The sequence below is a fragment of the Brevibacterium sp. CS2 genome (genome assembly GCF_005280295.1).
GTDB lineage: Bacteria > Actinomycetota > Actinomycetes > Actinomycetales > Brevibacteriaceae > Brevibacterium > Brevibacterium pityocampae.
The window spans coordinates 1,843,582-1,864,594 of record NZ_CP040020.1 but is presented as its reverse complement, the minus strand read 5'-3'; the positions used below and the strand labels follow the sequence as shown (position 1 = coordinate 1,864,594).

General features: G+C 73.3%; 19 protein-coding genes. 12 read left to right on the top strand and 7 right to left on the bottom strand.

The window, feature by feature from the left end; genetic code table 11:
* Positions 1 to 79: 79 nt before the first annotated feature.
* Genes FDF13_RS08250 through FDF13_RS08230 form a run of 5 tightly spaced genes read left to right on the top strand, consistent with a single transcriptional unit; the run spans position 80 to position 5,496 of the window.
* Complete coding sequence (locus tag FDF13_RS08250) at positions 80 to 1,150, top strand: hypothetical protein (RefSeq protein ID WP_137319219.1); 1,071 nt, start codon at positions 80 to 82, stop codon at positions 1,148 to 1,150.
* Positions 1,147 to 1,767, top strand: a complete 621-nt coding sequence (locus tag FDF13_RS08245; protein ID WP_137319218.1) for a DUF4129 domain-containing protein — start codon at positions 1,147 to 1,149, stop codon at positions 1,765 to 1,767. Before FDF13_RS08250 ends, FDF13_RS08245 begins: the two co-directional genes overlap by 4 nt.
* Entirely contained in the window at positions 1,764 to 3,020 is a 1,257-nt protein-coding gene (locus tag FDF13_RS08240; RefSeq protein ID WP_137319217.1) for a DUF4350 domain-containing protein, read from the top strand. Before FDF13_RS08245 ends, FDF13_RS08240 begins: the two co-directional genes overlap by 4 nt.
* The gene (locus FDF13_RS08235) at positions 3,017 to 4,204 is read left to right on the top strand and encodes a MoxR family ATPase (RefSeq protein ID WP_137319216.1); all 1,188 of its coding nucleotides are present in this window, start codon (positions 3,017 to 3,019) and stop codon (positions 4,202 to 4,204) included. The genes FDF13_RS08240 and FDF13_RS08235 overlap by 4 nt, the downstream gene beginning before the upstream one ends.
* Positions 4,204 to 5,496, top strand: coding sequence for a DUF58 domain-containing protein (locus FDF13_RS08230; protein ID WP_137319215.1), 1,293 nt, complete (start codon positions 4,204 to 4,206; stop codon positions 5,494 to 5,496). The genes FDF13_RS08235 and FDF13_RS08230 overlap by 1 nt, the downstream gene beginning before the upstream one ends.
* Positions 5,497 to 5,619: 123 nt before the next feature.
* Here FDF13_RS08230 and FDF13_RS08225 read toward each other — a convergent pair whose 3' ends face one another.
* On the bottom strand, positions 5,620 to 6,615 hold the full coding sequence (locus FDF13_RS08225; protein WP_137319214.1) for a stage II sporulation protein M: 996 nt from the start codon (positions 6,613 to 6,615) through the stop codon (positions 5,620 to 5,622).
* A gap of 43 nt (positions 6,616 to 6,658) precedes the next feature.
* Between FDF13_RS08225 and FDF13_RS08220 the strand changes: the two genes are divergently transcribed.
* Positions 6,659 to 7,474 carry an RDD family protein gene (locus FDF13_RS08220; RefSeq protein ID WP_254668744.1) on the top strand — a complete coding sequence of 272 codons (816 nt, stop codon included), beginning with the start codon at positions 6,659 to 6,661 and terminating at the stop codon, positions 7,472 to 7,474.
* A 74-nt stretch (positions 7,475 to 7,548) separates the two neighbouring features.
* On the opposite strand, the gene FDF13_RS08215 is transcribed toward FDF13_RS08220, so the two are convergent.
* From FDF13_RS08215 to FDF13_RS08205, 3 genes are all read right to left on the bottom strand, one after another.
* On the bottom strand, positions 7,549 to 8,301 hold the full coding sequence (locus FDF13_RS08215) for an SDR family NAD(P)-dependent oxidoreductase (RefSeq protein WP_217494837.1): 753 nt from the start codon (positions 8,299 to 8,301) through the stop codon (positions 7,549 to 7,551).
* 68 nt (positions 8,302 to 8,369) lie between these two features.
* Entirely contained in the window at positions 8,370 to 9,233 is an 864-nt protein-coding gene (locus tag FDF13_RS08210; RefSeq protein WP_137319212.1) for a fumarylacetoacetate hydrolase family protein, read from the bottom strand.
* Positions 9,234 to 9,340: 107 nt separating this feature from the next.
* A complete protein-coding gene (locus tag FDF13_RS08205) occupies positions 9,341 to 10,057 on the bottom strand; it encodes a GntR family transcriptional regulator (protein WP_137319211.1) in 717 nt (238 codons plus the stop codon).
* A gap of 180 nt (positions 10,058 to 10,237) precedes the next feature.
* Here FDF13_RS08205 and FDF13_RS08200 point away from each other — a divergent pair, with 180 nt between their 5' ends.
* From FDF13_RS08200 to FDF13_RS08175, 6 genes are all read left to right on the top strand, one after another.
* Positions 10,238 to 11,644: an enolase C-terminal domain-like protein gene (locus FDF13_RS08200; RefSeq protein ID WP_217494836.1), complete on the top strand. Its 1,407-nt coding sequence runs from the start codon at positions 10,238 to 10,240 to the stop codon at positions 11,642 to 11,644.
* Positions 11,637 to 11,951 carry an L-rhamnose mutarotase gene (locus FDF13_RS08195; protein ID WP_137319210.1) on the top strand — a complete coding sequence of 105 codons (315 nt, stop codon included), beginning with the start codon at positions 11,637 to 11,639 and terminating at the stop codon, positions 11,949 to 11,951. The genes FDF13_RS08200 and FDF13_RS08195 overlap by 8 nt, the downstream gene beginning before the upstream one ends.
* A gap of 64 nt (positions 11,952 to 12,015) precedes the next feature.
* Positions 12,016 to 13,821, top strand: coding sequence for an aldo/keto reductase (locus tag FDF13_RS15590; RefSeq protein ID WP_137319209.1), 1,806 nt, complete (start codon positions 12,016 to 12,018; stop codon positions 13,819 to 13,821).
* Positions 13,818 to 15,428, top strand: coding sequence for a sugar ABC transporter ATP-binding protein (locus tag FDF13_RS08185; RefSeq protein ID WP_137319208.1), 1,611 nt, complete (start codon positions 13,818 to 13,820; stop codon positions 15,426 to 15,428). The genes FDF13_RS15590 and FDF13_RS08185 overlap by 4 nt, the downstream gene beginning before the upstream one ends.
* Positions 15,409 to 16,443: an ABC transporter permease gene (locus tag FDF13_RS08180; protein WP_175406916.1), complete on the top strand. Its 1,035-nt coding sequence runs from the start codon at positions 15,409 to 15,411 to the stop codon at positions 16,441 to 16,443. Before FDF13_RS08185 ends, FDF13_RS08180 begins: the two co-directional genes overlap by 20 nt.
* A 125-nt stretch (positions 16,444 to 16,568) precedes the next feature.
* On the top strand, positions 16,569 to 17,549 hold the full coding sequence (locus FDF13_RS08175) for an ABC transporter substrate-binding protein (RefSeq protein WP_137319207.1): 981 nt from the start codon (positions 16,569 to 16,571) through the stop codon (positions 17,547 to 17,549).
* A gap of 171 nt (positions 17,550 to 17,720) precedes the next feature.
* On the opposite strand, the gene ahcY is transcribed toward FDF13_RS08175, so the two are convergent.
* The 3 genes from ahcY to FDF13_RS08160 are packed head-to-tail and all read right to left on the bottom strand — an operon-like array spanning position 17,721 to position 21,009.
* On the bottom strand, positions 17,721 to 19,172 hold the full coding sequence (ahcY, locus tag FDF13_RS08170) for an adenosylhomocysteinase (protein WP_137319206.1): 1,452 nt from the start codon (positions 19,170 to 19,172) through the stop codon (positions 17,721 to 17,723).
* A 35-nt stretch (positions 19,173 to 19,207) separates the two neighbouring features.
* On the bottom strand, positions 19,208 to 20,659 hold the full coding sequence (gene manB, locus FDF13_RS08165) for a phosphomannomutase/phosphoglucomutase (RefSeq protein ID WP_137319205.1): 1,452 nt from the start codon (positions 20,657 to 20,659) through the stop codon (positions 19,208 to 19,210).
* The gene (locus FDF13_RS08160; RefSeq protein WP_247618906.1) at positions 20,656 to 21,009 is read right to left on the bottom strand and encodes a DUF3499 family protein; all 354 of its coding nucleotides are present in this window, start codon (positions 21,007 to 21,009) and stop codon (positions 20,656 to 20,658) included. Before FDF13_RS08160 ends, manB begins: the two co-directional genes overlap by 4 nt.
* Positions 21,010 to 21,013: the final 4 nt, after the last annotated feature.

Genomic DNA, 21,013 nt, shown 5'->3' with positions numbered 1-21,013 from the left:
GCTTGGGAATAATGGCGCGGGGAACCGGACCGTCGATACCGACGGGCACCGGCCGGACGCGTCCGAGGAGGTGAGCACCGTGGCCGAACCGCCGAGTGCCGCCTGGGCCGCGCGCATGGACTGGCGCAGCGGGACCCTCGTGGCCGCCGCCCCGGGAGCGCCGCGGGTCGAGTGGCGGCCGCCGCCGCGGCCCGGAGTGCTGTCCCGGCGTCCGCTGCGCTTCTTCGAGGGGCTCGACGGCGGCTTCCGGCTCATCCGCTTCGCCCCGGCGCTCACCGTCGGGCTCTCCGCGATCGTCTTCACCCTGTGGACGCTGCTCATCGGCGTCGTGATCTCCGGCCTCGCGTGGGCGGGCACCGGGTTCCTCTCCGAGGTGTTCTCCGACCCCGATGCCGCCGCCGGCTTCTCGATCGTCGCCCAGTTCGGGGCCTTCGCGCTCTCGATCTCCTCGCTCTCCCTCGTCCACCTGCTCGCCGGGGTCGGCGCCGTCGCGGCGCGGGCCGCCTTCGACTCCCGCCGCATGACCCTGCGCGCGGGCTGGCTGGCGCTGCGCGGGGTGCGCCTGCGCCTCGTGCTCGTCACCGGGCTGCTCGGCCTCGCCCATCTCCTCGCGCTCGCCGTGCTCCTCCTCCCGGCGCTCGTCGTCGCCGGGCTCGGGCAGAGCACCGCCTCGCTCGTGCTCACCGGCCTGGGGCTGCTCGGCTGGTGCGCCTTCACCCTCTACTTCGCGCTGCGCACGGCGTTCGTCGGCTGCACGGTCGCGCACGAGCGCCGCACGATCCGGCAGGCGTTCGTCCGCTCGTGGCGACTCACCGGGAGCGGGTTCTGGCGCACCCTCGGCCAGCTCCTGCTCGGCTGGTACCTCTCGAACCAGCTCGTCTCGATCATCATCACCCCGCTCGTCGTCATCGCCTACGTCCTGACGATCCTCGCCGTCATCATCGGGATCTCGAGCGGCACCGGCGGCACCGTGATGCTCCTCTCCGCGCTCGCCGTCGTCGCCGTCGTCGTCGGCGCGCTGACGATCGCGGCCACCGCGGTCCTCTTCGCCTACCTCGCCGGGCTCGTGTCCGTCGTCTTCTTCGACCGGCTCATGCGCGCCGAGGGCTACGACCTCGTGCTCCTGCGCCAGGCGGAGGCCGAGGCGTGAGCGCCTGGGCCGCGCCGCTCACCCCGGACCGCGACTCCGCACAGCGCTGGGCCGAGGAGGAGCTGTCGAAGCAGGAGTACCAGGAGGCCGACCTCACCCTCCTGCAGCGGCTGGGAGCCGCGATCTCCGACTTCTTCTCCGAGCTCACGGCACCGGTCGCCGACATCCGCTCCGTCTGGCTCATCGTGCTCGTCGTGCTCGTCGTCGCCGCCCTCGCAGTGCTCGTCGTGTGGCGGGTGCGGCGCGGCTCCGGCGGCAGCCTGAGCGACCCCTACCGGCCGCTCGCCGTGCTCGTGCCCGATGTCGACCCCGAGGAGCTGCGGGCACGCGCACGGGCCGCGGCCGCCGCCGGGGACTGGACCCCGGCGGTGCAGGACGCCACCCGCGCCCTCCTCGTGGGCCTGGGGCGGGCCGAGGTCATCGAGGTGACGACGGCGAGCACCGCCTCGGAGCTCACGACGGCCGCCGCCGCGGCCCGTCCCGCCGAGGCGGGCGCGCTCCACCGGGTCGGCCGCACCTTCGACGACATCACCTTCGGCACGGAGGCCGCCGCGGAGGCCGACTACGAGCGGGTCCGTGAGCTCGACCGCCGACTGACCGCCGGGGTGCGCGCATGAGCGCCGGCCTCGACGTCGCGGTGCGCGGCACTGCTCGCGCCGGCGGACCCGGGACCTGGCAGCGGGTGCGCAGCGGGGCCCGCTCCTCGACCGTGTGGGTGATCGCCGCCCTCGTCGTCCTCCTCGCCGCGATCGTCGGGTTCCTGTCGCAGACCGGCACGGAGGAGACCCGGCCGCTCCACTGGGAGTCGTCCGCGCCCGCGGGCGGGCGGGCCGTGATCGAGGTGCTCCGCGCCCGGGGCATCGAGGTGAGCACCACCGAGTCCTACGACGAGGCCGCGCAGCGCGCCGCGGACTCCGACGCCACGCTGCTCGTGTTCGACCCCGACTCCGCCCTCGCCGCCGAGCACCGGCAGCGTCTGCGCTCCACGGCGGTGGGTGCCGGGGCCCCGCTCGTCGTCGTCGAGCCCGGGACGGAGGTCACCGACTGGTCCCCCGGCGTCCAGCAGGCGTACCAGACCGCCGCCGGGCCCGGCGGCAGCGCTCCGCTCGCCCCCGACTGCACGTGGGAGACCGCGCAGCGCGCCGGCACCGTGAGGGACTCGCCCGAGCGGTACGCCGCGCTCGGCGCCCAGGACTCCGAGGTCACGGTGTGCTACCACCAACCATGGGACCAGGCCGGCTACGGCGCGGTGACCCGGGAGGAGCTCGACGGCACCACCGTGACCGTGCTCGGCTCCCGGGCCTGGCTGAACAACGCGCACCTCGCCGACTCGGGCAACGCCGCCCTGGCCCTCGGCGCGCTCGGCGAGCGGGACTCCCTCGTCTACTACTCCGCCGATCCGAACGACGAGGCTTTCGGCGCCGGCCCGGACGACGAGCTGCTCGGCCCGTCGTTCGACCTCGTGCCCGCCTGGTTCTGGGTCGCCCTGCTGTGGCTGATCCCGCTCGGGATCGCGGCGATGCTGTGGCGCGGCCGCCGCTTCGGACCGCTCGCCGTCGAGCGCCTGCCGGTCGTCGTGCCGCCGGTGGAGACCGTCCTCGGCCGCGCCGGCATCCTCCAGCGCGCCGGAGCGCGCGACTCCGCACTGCACACCCTGCGCACCGCCGCGCTGCTCCGCCTGGCCTCCCGCCTGTCGCTGCCGCCGCACTCCCGCACCCCGGAGATCTGCGCCGCCGTCGCCGCCCGCACCGCTCGCGACCCCACCGAGGTGAACCGGCTCCTCGCCGGACCCGCCCCGAGCAGCGACGCCGAGCTCACCGCCATCGCCACCGCCATCGCAACCCTGGAGAGCGAGGTCTCACCCCTATGAGCCACATCCCCCCGCAGCCGCCGAACCAGCCCGACGACCGGTTCCGCCCGCACCCCGACACGCATCCGGGGGGCGCACCGCACGCCGGGCCGGGGCCGCACGCCGCGTCCGGGCCGGGGCACCACCCCGCCCCGGGGCCGGGGGCGCCTCCCGCGGCGGAGCAGGGCCACGCCGCGTACGCCCCACCGACCCTGGAAGCCCGGCTCGCCGAGCAGCACCGGCTCGACGACCGCGACCACGCGCTGCGCGCCCGGCTCGAGGCGGTCCGCAGCGAGGTCGGCAAGGCCGTGGTCGGCCAGGAGCCCGCGGTCGACGGGATCCTGCTCGCGCTCCTGTGCCGGGGGCACGTGCTCCTCGAGGGAGTGCCCGGGGTGGCCAAGACGCTGCTCGTGCGCACGATCGCGCAGGCGCTCGACATGGCCTCCACCCGCGTGCAGTTCACCCCCGACCTCATGCCCGGCGACGTCACCGGCTCGATGATCTACGACACGCGCTCCGGGGACTTCGAGTTCCGGGAGGGGCCGGTGTTCACCCATCTCCTCATCGCCGACGAGATCAACCGCACCCCGCCCAAGACCCAGTCCGCCCTGCTCGAGGCGATGGAGGAGCGCCAGGTGTCCGTCGACGGCACCACCCGCACCCTGCCGAGTCCGTTCCTCGTCGCCGCGACCCAGAACCCCATCGAGTACGAGGGCACCTATCCGCTGCCCGAGGCGCAGCTCGACCGCTTCCTGTTCAAGCTCGTCCTCGAGCTGCCCGGTCGCGACACCGAGCTCGAGATCCTGCGCCGGCACGCGCACGGCTTCGACTCCCACGACCTCGCCGAGGCCGGGGTGGGCCCGGTCGCCGACATCCCGACCCTGCTCGAGGCCGCCGAGCGGGCCGGCGGGATCCACGTCGCCCCTGAGGTGCTCGAGTACCTCGTCGACATCGTGCAGGCGACCCGGATCGCGCCCTCGCTCGCGCTCGGGGTGTCCCCGCGCGGCGCCACCCAGCTGCTCGCCGCGTCGCAGGCGCGCGCCTGGCTGTCCGGGCGGGGCTACGTCACCCCCGACGATGTCAAGCTGCTCGTCCCGATGACCTTCCGCCACCGCGTCCTGCTGCGGCCCGAGGCGCAGATGGACGGGATCGGCATCGACCAGGTGCTCACCTCGATCATCGACACCACCCGAGCCCCGCGCTGATGGTCCCCACCTGGCGCTTCGTCCTCCTCGTCGCGCTCGCGGCGATCCCGGTGCTGCTCGTGCCCGGCTGGGACACCGCCGGGCTCGCGCTCGCCGCGGCCGCGTTCATCGCACTCCTCGACTGGCTCCTCACCCCGCGGCCGCGCCGGGTGTCCGCGCAGCGCACGCCCGGCCGCCGGGTGCGCCTCGGCGAGGACACGCACGCCACCCTCACGCTGCACAACGAGGGCCGGCGCACGCTCCGCCTCCGGGTCCGCGACGCGTGGACCCCGAGCGCCGGCGCCGCGGACGTCCGCTTCCGCGCCCGGCTGCGCGCCGGGGAGTCCTTCGAACGCGAGCTCACGCTCACCCCGACCCGCCGCGGGGTACTCCCGGCCGACCGCCTCACCCTGCGCTCGCTGTCCCCGCTCGGCGTCCTCGGGCGGCAGACGAGCATCGACGTGCCCGCGCGCATCCGCGTCATGCCGCCGTTCCTGTCCCGCCGCCACCTGCCCTCGAAGCTCGCCCGGCTGCGCGAGCTCGACGGGCGCACCGCGGTGATGATCCGCGGTCTCGGCACCGAGTTCGACTCGCTGCGCGAGTACGTCCGCGGCGACGACGTACGCTCGATCGACTGGCGGGCCACCGCGCGCGCCCGCGAGCTCATGGTCCGCACCTGGCGGCCCGAGCGCGACCGGCGGGTCGTCATCGTCCTCGACTCGTCGCGCCTCGCGGCGCGCCGCTGCGGCACCGGCACGGTGTTCGATGCCGCGCTCGAGGCCGGCCAGCTGCTCGCCGCGCTCGCCGCCGGCGGCGGCGACCGGGTCGACCTCCTCGTCGCCGATGCCCGGGTCCGCGCCCGGATCGGACCGATCACCGGGCGCGATCCGATGGGCCGGCTGTCGAACGAGCTCACCGACGTCGACCCCGAGCTCCTCGACGCGGACTGGGATGCGATCACCTCGGCCGTCATGCGGGCGGCATCCCCGCACTCGCTCGTCGTCCTCGTCACCGCGCTCGACCCGACGACGGTCGCCGAGGACATCCTGCCGGCGCTGCCCGTGCTGCGCGCCCGGCACTCCGTGGCGATCGCCTCGGTCGCGGACCCCGAGCTCGAGTCGATGGCCGCCCGCGTGCACACCCCGGCCCTGGCCTACCGGGCGGCGGCGGCCGAGCGGGAGCTCCTCGAGGTGCGCTCGGTCATCGGCTCGCTGCGGGAGGCGGGCATCCACTCCGTCCACGAGCCCCCGGAGGAGCTCGCCCCGGCGCTCGCCGATCTCTACATCTCCCTCAAGGCCACCGGCCGCCTCTGAGCACTCGATCTCCGAAGGTTCCTGGGAGCGGATCCGCCGTTCTCTGCACTCTCGACCGCAGCCCAGTCTCGATCGCAGCGCGGTCTGATCGCGGCGCGGCGCGCGGAATCGGCGCGGCCGTCCTCAGTCGACGGCGACGACCTCGTAGCCGGCGCGGTCGGCCGAGAGGTCACCGGAGTCGCCGGCGCGCAGCGCCGGCCGGCCGAGCACGATCGCATAGACGACGATGCCCACGGTGTAGAGCGCGCCGATCCCGATCCGGATGACGTCGGGCAGGCTCGAGGGGGTGACGAAGCCCTCGATGATGCCGGACAGGAAGAGGAGCACGACGAGTCCGAGCGCGACGGTGATGAGGGAGCGGGCGGCTCGGGCGAGCGCGGCGCGTCGGGTCCGCGGACCGGGCACGACCCAGGCGAGGAAGATCTGCAGGCCGGCCGCCGCGGCGATGAGGATGCACGTGATCTCCGGGATCCCGTGGGGCAGGATGTAGCGGAAGAACTCCGCCCCATGGCCGAACTCGAACATGATCGCCCCGGACAGCCCGACGTTGAAGGCGTTGAGGATGAGGCCGAACACGATCGGGAAGCCGAGGATCCCGAGCGCCACCCACTGCACCGCGATCCACGCGTTGTTCGCCCACACCCCGACGGTGAAGAAGCCGCTCGGGTGCTCGAAGTAGTAGTCGACGAAGTCCTCCTCCGCGAGCTGTCGACGCATCTCCGAATCGCCGAAGCCCTCGAGCACCGCCGGGTCGTTGTAGGCCCACACGGTGGTGAGGACGCTGATCCCGACGAAGAAGGCGAACACCCCGAGGAACATCCAGCGCAGGGAGTAGAGCGCGGCGGGCAGGGACACGACCCAGAACTGGACGAGCGAGCCGCGCAGGCCCAGCGGCACCCCGGTGAGCTGCATGCGCGAGCGGTGGACGATGCTCGACAGCCGGATCGACACCTCGGAGTCCGGTGCCACGGTCTGGATCCGCGACAGGTCCTTCGAGGCGGAGCGGTAGAGGGCGAGGAACTCCTCGGCCTCGCGCGCGTCGAGCGTGTTGCGGGAGGCGAGCGTCGACAGCCGGGCCCAGGCCGGTCCGTGGAGCTCGGCGAGCAGAGCCGGATCCATGGTGGACAGCATAGTCGGCACCGTCTGTGCCACGATAGTTCCCGTGAGCACACTCGTCACCGGTGAGGCGGTCGCCCTCGACGTGCGCGCGGCCTCGCTCGGGGCGCGCGCCGTGTCGTGCGCGATCGACTTCGTCGTCTACGGCATCGCCTACTCCGCGATCATGTTCAGCGCCGCCTGGGTGATCGACTGGAGCACGATCGTCGATTCGCTCCTCGGCCGGACGCTCACCCTGCTCCTCACCGTGCTCACCCTCGTCCTCATCCCGTGCACGGTCGAGGCGCTCACCCGCGGCCGCTCGCTCGGCAGGCTCATCTGCGGGCTGCGGATCGTGCGCGAGGACGGCGGGGCGATCACCTTCCGGCACGCCTTCATCCGCGCCCTGCTGTGGCAGTTCGAGGTGTTCGCCACCGGCGGAGGCCTGGCCGCGCTCGTCGGCCTGCTGTCCCCGCAGAGCAAGCGGATCGGGGACTATCTGGCGGGCACGCTGGCGGTGAACGAGCGGGCCGGGATGCCGCGCTTCGCACGGATCGCCGTCCCGCAGCACCTGGTGCCGTGGATCTCGCGCGCGGACGTCTCACCGATCCCGGCGGGGCTCCACTACCGGATGGTGCAGTTCCTCGTCACCGCCGAGCAGCGCACGCCCGCCTCCCGGCTCGACCGGGCGATCGAGCTCGCCGAGGAGGTCAACCCGTTCATCGCGCCGGCTCCTCCCCCGGGCACGCACCCCGAGGAGTTCCTCGCCGCGATCATCGGCCGCACCCGCCACGAGTACGCGCTGCGGATGCAGCGCTCGGCGCGCTCGACCGAGGCCTTCCGCGCGCGGGTGGGCGCGCTTCCCTTCGGCCAGCGCCTCTGACCGGACCGGCACACCGGTTCGGCCAGCGGCACCGTGGCGCCCGGGCGGGTCCGATCCCGCTCCGGGCGCCGCGCTCACTCCGGGCGCAGCCGCAGTCCCTGCATCCCGCCGTCGACGGCGAGCGCGACGCCCGTGGTCGAACCGGCGAGCGGGGAGGCGAGGTAGGCGATGGCCTCCCCGACCTCGGCCGGGGTGACGAGCCGCCCGTGCGGCTGCCGGGCGGCGAGCGCGGCCCGTTCCGCCGCCGGGTCCGGCGCGGAGTCGAGGAGCCGGCCCACCCAGGGGGTGTCCGCGGTGCCGGGGTTGACGCAGTTGACGCGGATCCCCTCGCGCAGGTGGTCGGCGGCCATCGCAAGCGTGAGCGAGGCCACCGCACCCTTGCTCGCGCTGTAGAGCGCCCGCTGCGGGAGCCCGGCGGTGGCCGCGATCGAGCAGGTGTTGACGACCGCGGCACGGTCCGAGGCCCGCAGGTGCCCCAGCGCGGCCCGCGTCACCCGCACGATGCCGAGGACGTTGATGTCGAGGACGCGGCGCCACTCCTCGTCCGAGTTGTCCTCGATGGTCCCCTGCGCGCCGATCCCGGCGTTGTTGACGACGACGTCGATCCCGCCGAGCCGCTCGGCGGCCTCGGCGACGGCACGGCGCACGGAGGCATCGTCGCCGACGTCGCAGGCGATGCCGGTGAAGGCGGGGTCCGCCGCCTCGGGCCGGAGGTCGAGGACGGCGACCGCGGCTCCGCGCTCGGCGAGCGCGTGGGCGGCGGCGGCACCGATGCCCGAGGCGCCGCCGGTGACGATCGCCGAGAGCCCTGTCATGGATGCGTGCATGGTGTTCTCCTGGTTCTTCGGTCCGGTGGGCGGCGGGCGCCGCGCACCGGGGGTTCGGCGGGCGGCGCTCAGGCGTCGACGAACTCGTGGCGCTGGCGGCCGAGCCCGGCGATCTCGACCTCGACGACGTCCCCGGCACGGAGGTAGTCGAAGCGTCCCGACAGGGCCACGCCCTCCGGGGTGCCGGTGAGGATGACGTCGCCGGGCTCGAGCACGAGGTACTGCGAGAGGTGGTGGACGATCTCGTCGGCGCCGAAGATCATGTCCCGCGTGTTCGAGTCCTGCCGGATCTCGCCGTTGACCCAGCTGCGGATCGTGAGGTCGGACGGGTCGAGCGCGTCCGCGCTGACGAACCACGGGCCGAGCGGGGAGAAGCCGGGCGCGCACTTGCCCTTCGACCACTGTCCGCCGGACTCGTGCATCTGGAAGTTCCGCTCGGACAGGTCGTCGGCGAGCACGTAGCCGGCGATCGCGGCGGCCGCCTCCTTCCGGTCGCCGAGGTAGGAGCACCGCTGTCCGATGACGATCCCGAGCTCGACCTCCCAGTCCGTCGTCGTCGACCGGCGCGGGATCCGGGCGGTGTCGTCCGGGCCGGCGATGGTGTTCGGGGTCTTGAAGAACAGCACCGGCTGGGCGGGCGGCTCGGCGCCGGACTCCGCGGCGTGCGCGGCGTAGTTCATCCCGATGCACAGCAGCGCCTGGGGATCGACGACGGGCGCGCCGATCCGCATGCCCGGGGTGACCTCGGCCGCGGGCAGGCTGCCGACGGCGTGCGCGGCGGCGACCCGGGCGAGGCCGTCCTCGGCGAAGAAGCGCCGGTCGTAGGTCGCGGTGACGGACGAGGCGTCGAACCAGTCGTCGCCGCCGTCGGGGCGGGCGATGCCGAGCAGCGGTGTCTCCGACCCGAGCGGGCCGACTCGCATGAGCTTCATGGGTACTCCTGACTGTGGGTGGTGATGGTCGGGGTGGGGGTCGGTGATGGGCGGTGGTCGGGGAGGCGGTGGAGGTCGGGAGGCGGTGGAGCGGGGCTCGCGCGGCTTCAGCCCAGCCGGCGGCGGGCGCGACGGCCCCGAGCACCGAGGTGGTGAACCCGAGCCCGGCCCCTGCCTGCGGCGCCGGCGGTGCCTGACATCCCGGAGCGGAAGCGCTCGAGCGCGCTGCCGAGGTGTGCTCGCATCGCGTCCGCGGCGTCGCGCGGGCGGCATTCGGCGATCGCGGTGGCGATCGCGACGTGCTCCCCGACGGTCGCGGTGCCGTCGAAGTCCTGCGGGTAGAGGCGGAACACGTGGAGGTGGGCGTGGAGGCTGCGGTAGGCGTCGAGGAGGAAGGGGTTGTCCACCGCGGCGAGCATGATCTCATGGAACCGGACGTCGTGGGCGACGAGCTCGGCGCGCGGGTTCTGCGCGTCGGCCTGCGCGGCGAGGTAGGCCTCGATCTCGTCGGCCATCCGCCGCCCCGGGTTCCCCACCCGGTCGACCGCCACGGTCGAGGCGGTCCACGGCTCGATGAGGAGGCGCACCTCGAACATGTTCGCCAGCCCCCGCTCGTCGAGCAGCGCGGTCGTCGTGTAGCCGCGGTTCTTGTCGCGGACGACGAGCCGGTCCCCCTCGAGGTGCTGGAGCGCCTCGCGCACCGGGGTCTGCGACACGCCGAGCCGGCGCGAGAGCTGGTCGATGTTCACCCGCTCCCCGGGCGCGATCGCATTGCTCACGATGAGCGTCCGGATCTGCTCGAGCACATCGATGCGGCCTGTCATGTCGCCTCCGTCGCAGAGCGCCCGGCGGAATCCGGGTCCTCCATGAATACCAGTTCGACCGCCTCGTCGCGGCCGATGACACCAACCCTACATGATTGACAATGATCCTATCGGATATGTAGGTTTCGTGTGAACATGTGATCCAGCCCATACCATTCGACGAAGAAGGAGGGCCTCCAGGTGTCAGTCATCACCGAACTCCGGGTCCACGACGTCCGGTTCCCCACCTCCCGGATGCTCGACGGCTCCGACGCGATGAATCCCGATCCCGACTACTCTGCGGCGTACGTCGAGCTGCGCACCGACGCCGCCGACGGCCTGAGCGGACACGGCTTCGCCTTCACGATCGGCCGCGGCAACGAGGTCATGACCACCGCGATCGCGACGCTGGCCGACCACGTCGTCGGGCTCGACGCCGAGGACTTCCTCGCCGACCTCGGCCGTGCCTGGCGGCTCCTCGTCCACGACTCGCAGCTGCGCTGGCTCGGCCCGGAGAAGGGCGTCATGCACATGGCCGCCGGCGCCGTGCTCAACGCGCTGTGGGACCTGCGGGCCAAGCGCGCCGGCCTGCCGCTGTGGCGCCTGCTCGCGGAGCTGACGCCGGAGGAGATCGTCGACGTCGTCGACTTCCGCTACCTCACCGACGCGCTCACCCGGGACGAGGCGCTCGACATCCTCCGCGCCGCGGAGCCCGGGCGCGCCGCCCGCATCGCCGAGCTCGAGGCCACCGGCTACCCGGCCTACACGACGACGCCGGGCTGGCTCGGCTACAGCGACGCGAAGCTCGTCGCGCTCGCCCAGCAGGCCGCGGCGGACGGCTTCACCCAGATCAAGCTCAAGGTCGGGGCCGACCTCGACGACGACCGGCGCCGCTTCGCGCTCGCCCGGCAGGCGGTCGGGGACTCCGTGGAGATCGCGATCGACGCGAACCAGCGCTGGGACGTCGCCGAGGCGATCGCCTGGGTGACGGCGATGGAGGACGAGTCGATCGCCTGGGTCGAGGAGCCGACGAGCCCCGACGACATCCTCGCCCACGCCGCGATCGCCCGGGGGATCGCCCCGATCCCCGTGGCCACCGGCGAGCACGTCCACAACCGGGTGATGTTCAAGCAGATGCTCCAGGCCGGGTCGATGGAGGTGCTGCAGCTCGACGCGACCCGGGTGGGCGGGGTGAACGAGAACATCGCGATCCTCCTCCTCGCCGCGAATTTCGGCGTCCGGGTGTGCCCGCACGCCGGCGGCGTCGGCCTGTGCGAGGCCGTCCAGCACCTGTCGATGTTCGACTTCGTCGCTGTCTCCGGCACCCGGGAGCGCCGCTCGATCGAGTTCGTCGACCACCTCCACGAGCACTTCATCGAGCCGATCGACGTCCGCGACGGCCACTACCGGGTGCCCCGCCTGCCCGGCGCGGGCACGGAGATGCACGCCGCCTCGCTCGCCCGCTACGCCTACCCCGACGGCGCCGAATGGAGCACCGGGGCGGACTCCGGAGCTGCTCCGGACGCCGGGGCTGCTCCGGACGCCGGCGCGGCGGCGGACACCGACCCCGCGGCCGACACCGGGAGGAGCGAGGCCGTCCATGCCTGAGACCATCGCCCTCCACACCGAGCTCCGGCCCGGCCGCGAGCTCGACTACGAGCGGATCCACGCGGAGATCCCCGCCGAGCTCGACGCCGCGCTGCGCGCCGCCGGGGTCCGCGGTTGGCGGATCTGGCGCGACGGCACCCACCTCTTCCACCTCGTCGAGGTCGACGACTACGCCGCGATGCGCGCCGCCCTCGCCGAGCACCCGGTGAACATCGCGTGGCAGGCGCGGATGGACGAGCTCCTCGCGGTGCCCGACGACTACTCCGGGAACGATTCCGGCCTGCCGCTCGTGTGGAGGCTCCCGTGACCGGCCCCGCCACCGTGCCCACGGACCGATCGCTCCCCGCGCCGCCGCCCTCCCCCGCGCCGCGGTGCTCCGCCGCCTCGCCGGTGCCGGACTCGGCTGCGCCGGGCTCGGCAACCTCCACCGGCCGCTCGACGACGCGGAGGCCCACGCCGTCCTCCAGGCCGCCTGGGACTCCGGGATCCGCAGCTTCGACACCGCGCCCCACTACGGCCTCGGCCTGTCCGAGCGGCGGCTCGGCCGGTTCCTCGCCGACAAGCCGCGCGAGGAGTTCATCGTCTCGACGAAGGTCGGCCGGCTCCTCGTGCCGGATCCGGATCACCGGCCCGGCACCCTCGACATGGACCACGGGTTCGCCGTCGAGGCCACCCACGTGCGCCGCTGGGACCCGAGCCCGGAGGGGATTCGCGCGAGCCTCGAGAGCTCTCTCGAGCGGCTCGGCCTCGACCACGTCGACATCCTCTACCTCCACGACCCCGACGTCTACGACCTGCAGTCGGGCATCGACCTCGGCGTGCCCGCGCTCGCCGAGCTCCGTGCCGCCGGGCGGGTCGCCGCGATCGGCGTGGGCACGAACTCCGCCGCGGCGGCCGCCGAGCTCGCCGCCACCGGCGCGCTCGACCTCGTGATGATCGCCGGCCGCTACACGCTCGCCGAGCAGCCCGCGGCCGCCGCGCTGCTCCCGGAGTGCGCGCGCACGGGCACCCTCGTCGTGCCCGTCGGCGTGATGAACTCCGGGCTGCTCGCCCGCCCCGAGGTCCCCGCCGACGCCCACTACGACTACGTCCAGGCCCCGCCGGCCGTCATCGAGCGGGCCCGGCACATCGCGCAGCGGTGCACCGCGCACAGCACCGACCTGCCGACCGCCGCGCTCCACTTCCCCACCCGCAACCCGCTCGTGCCCGGGATCATCCTCGGCGCCTCCCGGCCCGAGCAGGTGACGGAGAACCTCGCACGGCTGACCGCCGCGGTCCCCGAGGCGCTCTGGGACGACCTCGCCGCCGCCGGTCTCATCCCTACCGAACCGGCGCTGCGGATCGACGCGCACCTCCACATCTGGGACCCCGCGGAGGGGTACGCCTGGCTCGCGGGCGCGCCGGCCGCGCTGCGCCGGCACCACGACCTCGCCGAGGCCGCCGCCGCCGTGCTCGACGACGGCGCCTCCGGGATCCTCGTCCAGGCCGACGACACCCCCGGCGACACCGCCCGGATGCTCGCCGCCGCCGGCGCGGACACCCGGATCCTCGGGGTCGTCGGCTGGCTCCCGCTCGACGACCCGGAGGCCGCCGCGGCCGCTCTCACGCAGTGGCGCGCGGAGCCGCTGCTCCTCGGGGTGCGCCACCTCGTCCACGACGACCCGCGCCCGGACTTCCTCGCCCTGCCCGCCGTCCGCGACTCGCTCGCCCGCGTCGCGGCCGCCGGGTACGTGTTCGAGGTGCCCGACGCCTACCCCGGCCACCTGCCGCACGTCGCGGACCTCGCCGCCGCGCTGCCGGACCTGCCGATCGTCGTCGACCACCTCGGCAAGCCCCCGGCCGGCGGCCCCGGCACCCCGGAGTGGGAGGAGTGGTCCGCGCAGCTCGCCGCGTGCGCCGCCCACCCCTCTGTGTACGCGAAGATCTCCGGCCTGCAGGACGCGCTGCCGCACGCGCAGGCCGCGATCGGCACCGCGCTCGAGCTGTTCGGCGCCCGCCGGCTGCTGGCGGGCTCCGACTGGCCGATGACCGAGGCCGGCGGCACCACGCCGGCCGTGCGCACCACGATCGACGCGATCCTCGACGCGCTGCCGGCGGCCGCGCGCCGCCGCATCCGCTGGGCCACCGCGCTCGAGCTCTACCGTCCCGTCCGCCGCCCGTCAGGAGACGCCGCATGACCGCGCAGACCCTCACCGACACCACCGCGACCGACAGCCCGCTGCTCGAGCTGCGGGGGATCTCGAAATCCTTCCCCGGCGTCCGGGCGCTCGACGACGTCGAGCTCACCCTGCACGGCGGGGAGGTGCTCGGGCTCATCGGCGAGAACGGCGCCGGGAAGTCGACGCTCATGAAGATCCTCTCCGGGATCCACCCGCCGGACGCCGGCCGGATCGCGATCAACGGCCGCGAGGTCGAGATCCTGACCCCGAAGGCCGCGGAGACGCTCGGCGTGACGATCATCCACCAGGAGTTCAACCTGGCCTCCGACCTCAGCGTCGCGCAGAACATCTTCCTCGGCCGCGAGCCCCGCAGCCTCGGGATGTTCGTCTCCGATGCGACCCTCAACCGGCGCGCCGCGGCCCTCCTCGAGCGGGTGGGCGTCGACCTCGACCCGCGCACCCGGGTGGGCGACCTCACCGTCGCCGGGCAGCAGATGGTCGAGATCGCCAAGGCGCTGAGCGTGCAGTCGGACATCCTCATCATGGACGAGCCGACCGCCGCCCTCAACGACGCCGAGGTCGCCGCCCTCCACGACATCATCCGCGGCTTCGTGTCGCCGACCACCGGGGTCATCTACATCTCCCACCGGATGGAGGAGCTCAAGCGGATCACCGACCGGATCACCGTGCTCCGCGACGGCCAGTACGTCGGCACCGTCGACACCCCGGACACCGAGCTGCGCACGGTCATCGCGATGATGGTCGGCCGCGAGATCACCGCGGCCCAGGAGCCCGCCCCGGCGCACATCGACGCGGCCGCTCCCCCGGCCCTCGAGGTCGAGGGGCTGTCGACGAAGCGGCTGCTGCGCGAGGTGTCCTTCTCCGTGCGGCGCGGCGAGATCCTCGGCTTCGCCGGGCTCATGGGGGCCGGCCGGACCGAGGTGGCGCGCGCAGTCATCGGCGCCGACCCGCACACCTCGGGCACGATCCGGCTCGACGGCACCCCGGTGCGGATCGCCTCGCCCGCGGCGGCCGCGGCGGCCGGCATCGGCTACCTGTCCGAGGACCGCAAGCACCTCGGCCTGCTCCTCGACCGCAGTGTGGCGGACAACATCGCGCTCAGCAGCCTGCCGCGGCTGAGCACCGCCGGGTTCGTCCGCACCGGGGCGATCCGGGAGGCGGCGCACGCCGCGGTCGACACGCTGCGGATCAAGACCCCGTCGATCGGCCAGCAGGTGAAGAACCTGTCCGGCGGCAACCAGCAGAAGGTCGTCATCGGCAAATGGCTGCTCCACGACTCCGGGGTGCTGATCTTCGACGAGCCCACCCGCGGGATCGACGTCGGGGCGAAGGAGGAGATCTACGCCCTCCTCCAGTCGCTCGCCGAGCAGGGGAAGGCGATCATCGTGATCTCCTCCGAGCTGCCGGAGATCCTGCGCCTGTGCCACCGCGTCGCGGTGATGAGCGAGGGCCGGCTCGCCGGCACGCTCGACGCCGCCGAGGCGAGCCAGGAATCGATCATGGAGCTCGCCACCGCGCACACCCAGGCCATCGTCCACGACACCCCACAGCCCACCGACACCCGTGACCGAGGAGGTCCTCGCCATGAGCACCACGACCACTGAGACCCGGGCCGCGGGTCCGGCCGCACCCGGCGAGCCGCCGCAGGGCACCGGCCTGCTCGGCCGGCTCCGCAGCTCGCTCCAGCAGATGCTCGCGTTCGTCAGCCTCATCGTGCTCTTCATCTTCTTCACCGTCGCCAACCCCGACTTCGCCTCGGTGTCGAACATCTCCGGCATCCTGCTCGCCACCGCGGTCATCGGCATCCTCGCGCTCGGCACGACCTTCGTCATCATCACCGGCGGCATCGACCTGTCGATCGGCACCGGGATGACGCTGTGCTCGGTCATGGTCGGGGTGTTCCTCACCTACTGGGGGCTGCCGCTGTGGGTCGGGGTGCTCGGCGGCATCGCGTTCGGCGCGCTCATCGGGCTCGTCAACGGCTCGGTGATCTCCTTCCTCGGCATCCCGCCGTTCATCGCCACGCTCGCGATGATGATGGTCGCCCAGGGCCTCGCGCTCGTGATCTCGGGCACCAAGCCGATCTACTTCACCGAGACGCCGGGCTTCTTCAACGTCGCGATGGGACGCTCGATCCCCGGTCTCGTCATCCCGAACGCGGTGATCATCATGTTCATCGCCGCGATCATCGCCTGGGTGCTGCTGTCCCGCACGGTGTTCGGCCGCTACACCTTCTCGATCGGCTCCAACGCCGAGGCGACCGCCCTGTCGGGCATCAACGTCCGCCGCTGGCAGGTCATCGTGTACACCGTGGCCGGCTGCTTCACCGGGCTCGCCGGCGTGATCATGGCCTCCCGCCTGTCCTCGGCCCAGCCCGGCCAGGGCATGGGCTACGAGCTCGAGGCGATCGCCGCGGTGATCATCGGCGGGACCTCGCTCCAGGGCGGCAAGGGCTCGATCATCGGCACGGTGATCGGCGCGCTCATCATGTCCGTGCTCACCAACGGCCTGCAGATCATGTCGATCCCGCAGGAGTGGCAGAAGGTCGTCGTCGGCGTCGTCATCCTCATCGCCGTGTTCGTCGACATGGTGCGCCGCAAGCGGCAGGAGTCGACATGACCTGAGACGCCGCCGGGCCCCGCCCGCACCACCGCGGTCCCGCACCGCCGCAGACCACCTCATCGGCACCACCGTCCACCCCAGCACCGCCCACCCCAGCACCGTCCATGAACGAAGGAGTTCACATGAAGCGCTCACTGTGGAGCACCGTCGCCGCCGGCGCGGCGATCCTCACCCTCACCCTCACCGGCTGCGAGTCCGCGGAGTCCGGCGGGTCCGGCGGCGGGGACGGCGACCAGCCGTACATCGCCATCGTGTCCAAGGGCTTCCAGCACCAGTTCTGGCAGGCCGTCAAGCAGGGCGCGGAGGAGGCCGCCGCCGAGCACGACGTGCGCGTGACGTTCGAGGGCCCGGAGACGGAGACCGACGTCGACCAGCAGATCCAGATGCTCACCACCGCGCTCGACAAGAACCCGGACGCGATCGCGCTCGCCGCCCTCGACTCGCAGGCCGCGGCCCCGCTGCTCGAGCGCGCCCAGTCGTCCGACATCCCCGTTATCGCCTTCGACTCCGGCGTCGATTCCGACATCCCGGTGACGACCGCGGCGACGGACAACACGGCGGCTGCGGCGGAGGCCGCGAAGCACATGGCCGAGGCGATCGACGGCTCGGGCAAGATCGCGATCGTCGCCCACGACCAGACCTCGTCCTCCGGCCGCGACCGCCGCGACGGGTTCGTCGGGTACATGGAGGCCAACGAGCCCGACATCGAGATCGTCGACACCCAGTACGGCGGCGGCGACCAGCTCAAGTCGACCGACATCGCCAACGCGATGATCGAGGCCAACCCCGACCTCGCCGGGCTCTACGGGACCAACGAGGGCTCGGCGGTCGGCGTCGTCAACGCGGTCAAGGAGAAGGACGTCGTCGACTCCGTCACCATCGTCGGCTTCGACTCGAGCAAGGCCCAGCTCGACGCGATCCGCGAGGGCACGGAGTTCGGCGCCGTGACCCAGAACCCGGTGGGGATCGGTCGCGAGACCGTCGAGGCCGCGGTCAAGGCGCTCGCCGGCGAGGACCTGCCGGAGACCATCGACACCGGCTTCTACTGGTACGACAAGGACACCATCGACTCCGAGGAGATCAAGCCCAACCTCTACGAGTGACATCGGATCCGGCGGCGCGGCGGGGCCGCGCCGCCGGACCGGGCTCCTCCGCCGCGGTGCGGCACGCACCGGCCGAGACAGCGAAATCCTGCGGTTCCGTTCTCAGGAACCGCAGGATTTTGCCTTCTGGCTGTGCCGCTGTGCTGTGCTGTGCCGCGCGGGGTGGCGGGATCAGTAGCGGTAGTGCTCGGGCTTGTAGGGGCCTGCCACGTCGACGCCGATGTACTCCGCCTGCTCCTTGGTGAGCTCGGTGAGGTGCGCGCCGAGCGCCGGGAGATGGAGGCGGGCGACCTTCTCGTCGAGCACCTTCGACAGCCGGTGCACGCCCGGCCGGTAGTCGTCGTGGTTCGTGAAGAGCTCGAGCTGGGCCATGACCTGGTTGGTGAACGAGGCGCTCATGACGAACGAGGGGTGGCCCGTCGCATTGCCGAGGTTGAGCAGCCGGCCCTGCGAGAGCACGACGAACGAGGTCTCCTCCCGGTCGAGCCCGAGCTCGGCGGGCACCGGGATCGTCCACTCGTGGACCTGCGGCTTGATCTCGACGATCTCCACCCCGCTGTGCTTCTCGAGGCCGGCGAGGTCGATCTCGTCGTCGAAGTGGCCGACGTTGCCGACGATCGCGCCGGGCTTGAGGCGGGTGAGGAGATCGGTGTCGACGACCCGGGTGTTGCCGGTGGTGGTGATGACGAAGTCGGCCTGCCCGATCGCGGCCTGCGCGTCGACGACCTCGTAGCCGTCCATCGCCGCCTGGAGGGCGCAGATCGGGTCGATCTCGACGATCTGCACGCGCGCCCCCTGGCCGCGCAGCGCCTCGGCGCTGCCCTTGCCGACGTCGCCGTAGCCGATGACGAGCGCGACCTTGCCCCCGATGAGCGCATCGGTGGCGCGGTTGAGGCCGTCGGGCAGGGAGTGGCGGATGCCGTAGCGGTTGTCGAACTTCGACTTCGTCACCGAGTCGTTGACGTTGATCGCCGGGAACGGCAGGCGGCCGGCCTCGGCGAGGCGGTAGAGCCGGTTGACGCCGGTGGTCGTCTCCTCGCTCACGCCGAGCAGCCCGTCGCGGATCCGGGTCAGGCGCCCGGCGTCCTCGGCCAGCGACTCGCGCAGGCGAGCGGCGAACACGCGGGCCTCCGCGGAGGCGTTCTCACCGGGCTCCGGCACGCCGCCGGCCGCCTCGGCCTCCGCACCCTCCATGACGAGCATGGTGGCGTCGCCGCCATCGTCGAGGATGAGGTTCGCGCCCTCGGGGAAGCGGAAGATCTGGTCGGTGCACCACCAGTACTCCTCGAGCGTCTCGCCCTTCCAGGCGAACACCGGCACCCCGGCGGGCTCCTCGACGGTGCCGGAGCCGACGACGACCGCGGCGGCGGCCTCGTCCTGGGTGGAGAAGATGTTGCACGAGGCCCAGCGGACGTCGGCGCCGAGCGCCGTGAGCGTCTCGATGAGCACGGCGGTCTGCACGGTCATGTGGAGGGAGCCGGCGATCCGGGCGCCGCGCAGGGGCCGGGCGTCCCCGTACTCCTCGCGCAGGCTCATGAGACCGGGCATCTCGCGTTCGGCCAGGCGGATCTGGTGGCGGCCGGCCTCGGCGAGGGTGATGTCGGCAATGCGGTGTTCGAGCACGTGAGTCCTTACTGTCCGTCGGGTGTGCGTCCAGTCTAGGGTCGATCGTCGGCGCGGACGAGTGCGAGCACCTCGGCGGTGAGGGCTGCGGTGCGTGCGGCGTCCGGGGTCTCGCAGTTGAACCGGACGAGCGGCTCGGTGTTCGACGGACGCACGTTGGCCCAGAAGTCCGCGCCGGTGAGCGTCACCCCGTCGAGCTCGTCGAGCGTGCCCGCGCCGAACACTCCGGCACCGGCGGCGGCGCGGAACCGAGCGAGCGCGGCGGCCGGGTCCGCCACGGTGGAGTTGATCTCCCCGGAGCCGGCGTAGGGGTCGAGGTCGGCGAGCAGCGCGCTGAGCGTCCCGCCGGTGTCGGCGAGCGCGGCGATGACGTGGCAGGCGGCGAGCATGCCGCTGTCGGCGCCGGAGAAATCGCGGAAGTAGAAGTGCGCGGAGTGCTCGCAGGCGAACACCGCCCGGTGCTCGGCCATGAGCTGCTTGATCCCGGAGTGGCCCACCGGGGTGCGCACCGGCCGGCCCCCGGCCGCCGCGACGGTCTCCGGCACCGCGCGCGAGGTGATGAGGTTGTGGAGCACCACCGGGGCGTCCTCCCCGGCCGCGCGAGCGCGGGCGATCTCCCGGCGGGCGACGAGCGCCCCGATCGCCGAGGCCGAGGTCGCCCGCCCGGTCTCGTCGATGACGAAGCAGCGGTCGGCGTCGCCGTCGAAGGCGAGCCCGAGGTCGGCACCGGAGTCGACGACGGCGCGCTGCACGTCGACGAGGTTGGCGGGGTCGAGCGGGTTCGCCGGATGGTTCGGGAAGGTGCCGTCGAGCTCGGTGTACATCCCCCGCACGTCGAGGAGGACGGGAGCGGCGAGCGCGGCGGTGCCGAACACCTCGGGCAGGAGCTTGCCGGCCATCCCGTTGCCGCAGTCGGCGATCACGGTGAGCGGCCGGCGAAGGCCCGTGATGCCGGTCTGCGCGCGGATCGTCTCCGCATACCCGACGGCGAGCTCCCGGGCCGCGTCCGGGTCCGGCCGGGGTTCCGCGGCCGCCGCCGGGTCGCCGGCGGCGGGGTCCGGCGGGGCGTCGAGGGCGGAGTCGGCGATCGCGTCGAGGCCGCCGGCGCGGGAGATCCCCGCCGCGTGCGGGCCGCACACCTTGATGCCGTTCCAGCCGCTCGGGTTGTGGCTCGCGGTGACCATGAGGCCGGGCAGGCCGGAGCGCCCGGAGGCGAAGTACAGCTGGTCGGTCGAGCACAGGCCGAGCAGGGTGGGTGCACCCCCGGCGGCGGCGACCCCGCGGGCGAGCGCGCGGGCGAATCCCAGGGAGTCCGGGCGCATGTCCGCGCCGATGACGACCCCGGCGGTGCCGTGGCGGGCGCGCATCGTGCGCACCGTGCCCCAGCCGAGCGCGAACAGCAGGTCGTCGTCGAGGTCGTCGCCGACCCGGCCGCGCAGGTCGTAGGCCTTGAGCGCGCGGGACAGCCGGGAGGAGCGGTCCGTCATTCCTCGGGGTCCCCGACCACGCGCAGGTGGCCGTGGCTCCGCGCGACGGGGGCGGGCCCGGCGGCCGGCGCGGGCTTGGGCCGAGCGGCCTCGCGCACGGCGTCGGCGATCGCGAGCAGGTCGTCGCGGCTGCGTTCGGGCTGCTCCTCGCCGGCCCCGAGCCGGATGAGCTGCCAGCCCTGCGGGGCGATGAGGCGCTCGGCGTGGCGGGAGCAGAGGTCGTGGGCGCCGGGCTCGGCGCGCATCGCGAGCGGACCGATGACCACGCAGGCGTCGGCGTGGACGTACGTCAGGGTCCACGCGGCGCTGTTCGCGCAGTTCGTCTTGGAACACAGTCTCACTCCGGGCACACCA

Excerpts from the sequence above, each read along its gene's own strand:
- FDF13_RS08240 (WP_137319217.1), top strand. The coding sequence starts at position 1,764 with ATGAGCGCCGGCCTCGACGTCGCGGTGCGCGGCACTGCTCGCGCCGGC.
- FDF13_RS08180 (WP_175406916.1), top strand. The coding sequence starts at position 15,409 with ATGAGCACCACGACCACTGAGACCCGGGCCGCGGGTCCGGCCGCACCC.
- FDF13_RS08195 (WP_137319210.1), top strand. The coding sequence starts at position 11,637 with ATGCCTGAGACCATCGCCCTCCACACCGAGCTCCGGCCCGGCCGCGAG.
- FDF13_RS08215 (WP_217494837.1), bottom strand. The coding sequence starts at position 8,301 with ATGCACGCATCCATGACAGGGCTCTCGGCGATCGTCACCGGCGGCGCC.
- FDF13_RS08185 (WP_137319208.1), top strand. The coding sequence starts at position 13,818 with ATGACCGCGCAGACCCTCACCGACACCACCGCGACCGACAGCCCGCTG.
- FDF13_RS08230 (WP_137319215.1), top strand. The coding sequence starts at position 4,204 with ATGGTCCCCACCTGGCGCTTCGTCCTCCTCGTCGCGCTCGCGGCGATC.
- FDF13_RS08175 (WP_137319207.1), top strand. The coding sequence starts at position 16,569 with ATGAAGCGCTCACTGTGGAGCACCGTCGCCGCCGGCGCGGCGATCCTC.
- FDF13_RS08205 (WP_137319211.1), bottom strand. The coding sequence starts at position 10,057 with ATGACAGGCCGCATCGATGTGCTCGAGCAGATCCGGACGCTCATCGTG.
- FDF13_RS08235 (WP_137319216.1), top strand. The coding sequence starts at position 3,017 with ATGAGCCACATCCCCCCGCAGCCGCCGAACCAGCCCGACGACCGGTTC.
- FDF13_RS08225 (WP_137319214.1), bottom strand. The coding sequence starts at position 6,615 with ATGGATCCGGCTCTGCTCGCCGAGCTCCACGGACCGGCCTGGGCCCGG.
- FDF13_RS08210 (WP_137319212.1), bottom strand. The coding sequence starts at position 9,233 with ATGAAGCTCATGCGAGTCGGCCCGCTCGGGTCGGAGACACCGCTGCTC.
- manB (WP_137319205.1), bottom strand. The coding sequence starts at position 20,659 with ATGACGGACCGCTCCTCCCGGCTGTCCCGCGCGCTCAAGGCCTACGAC.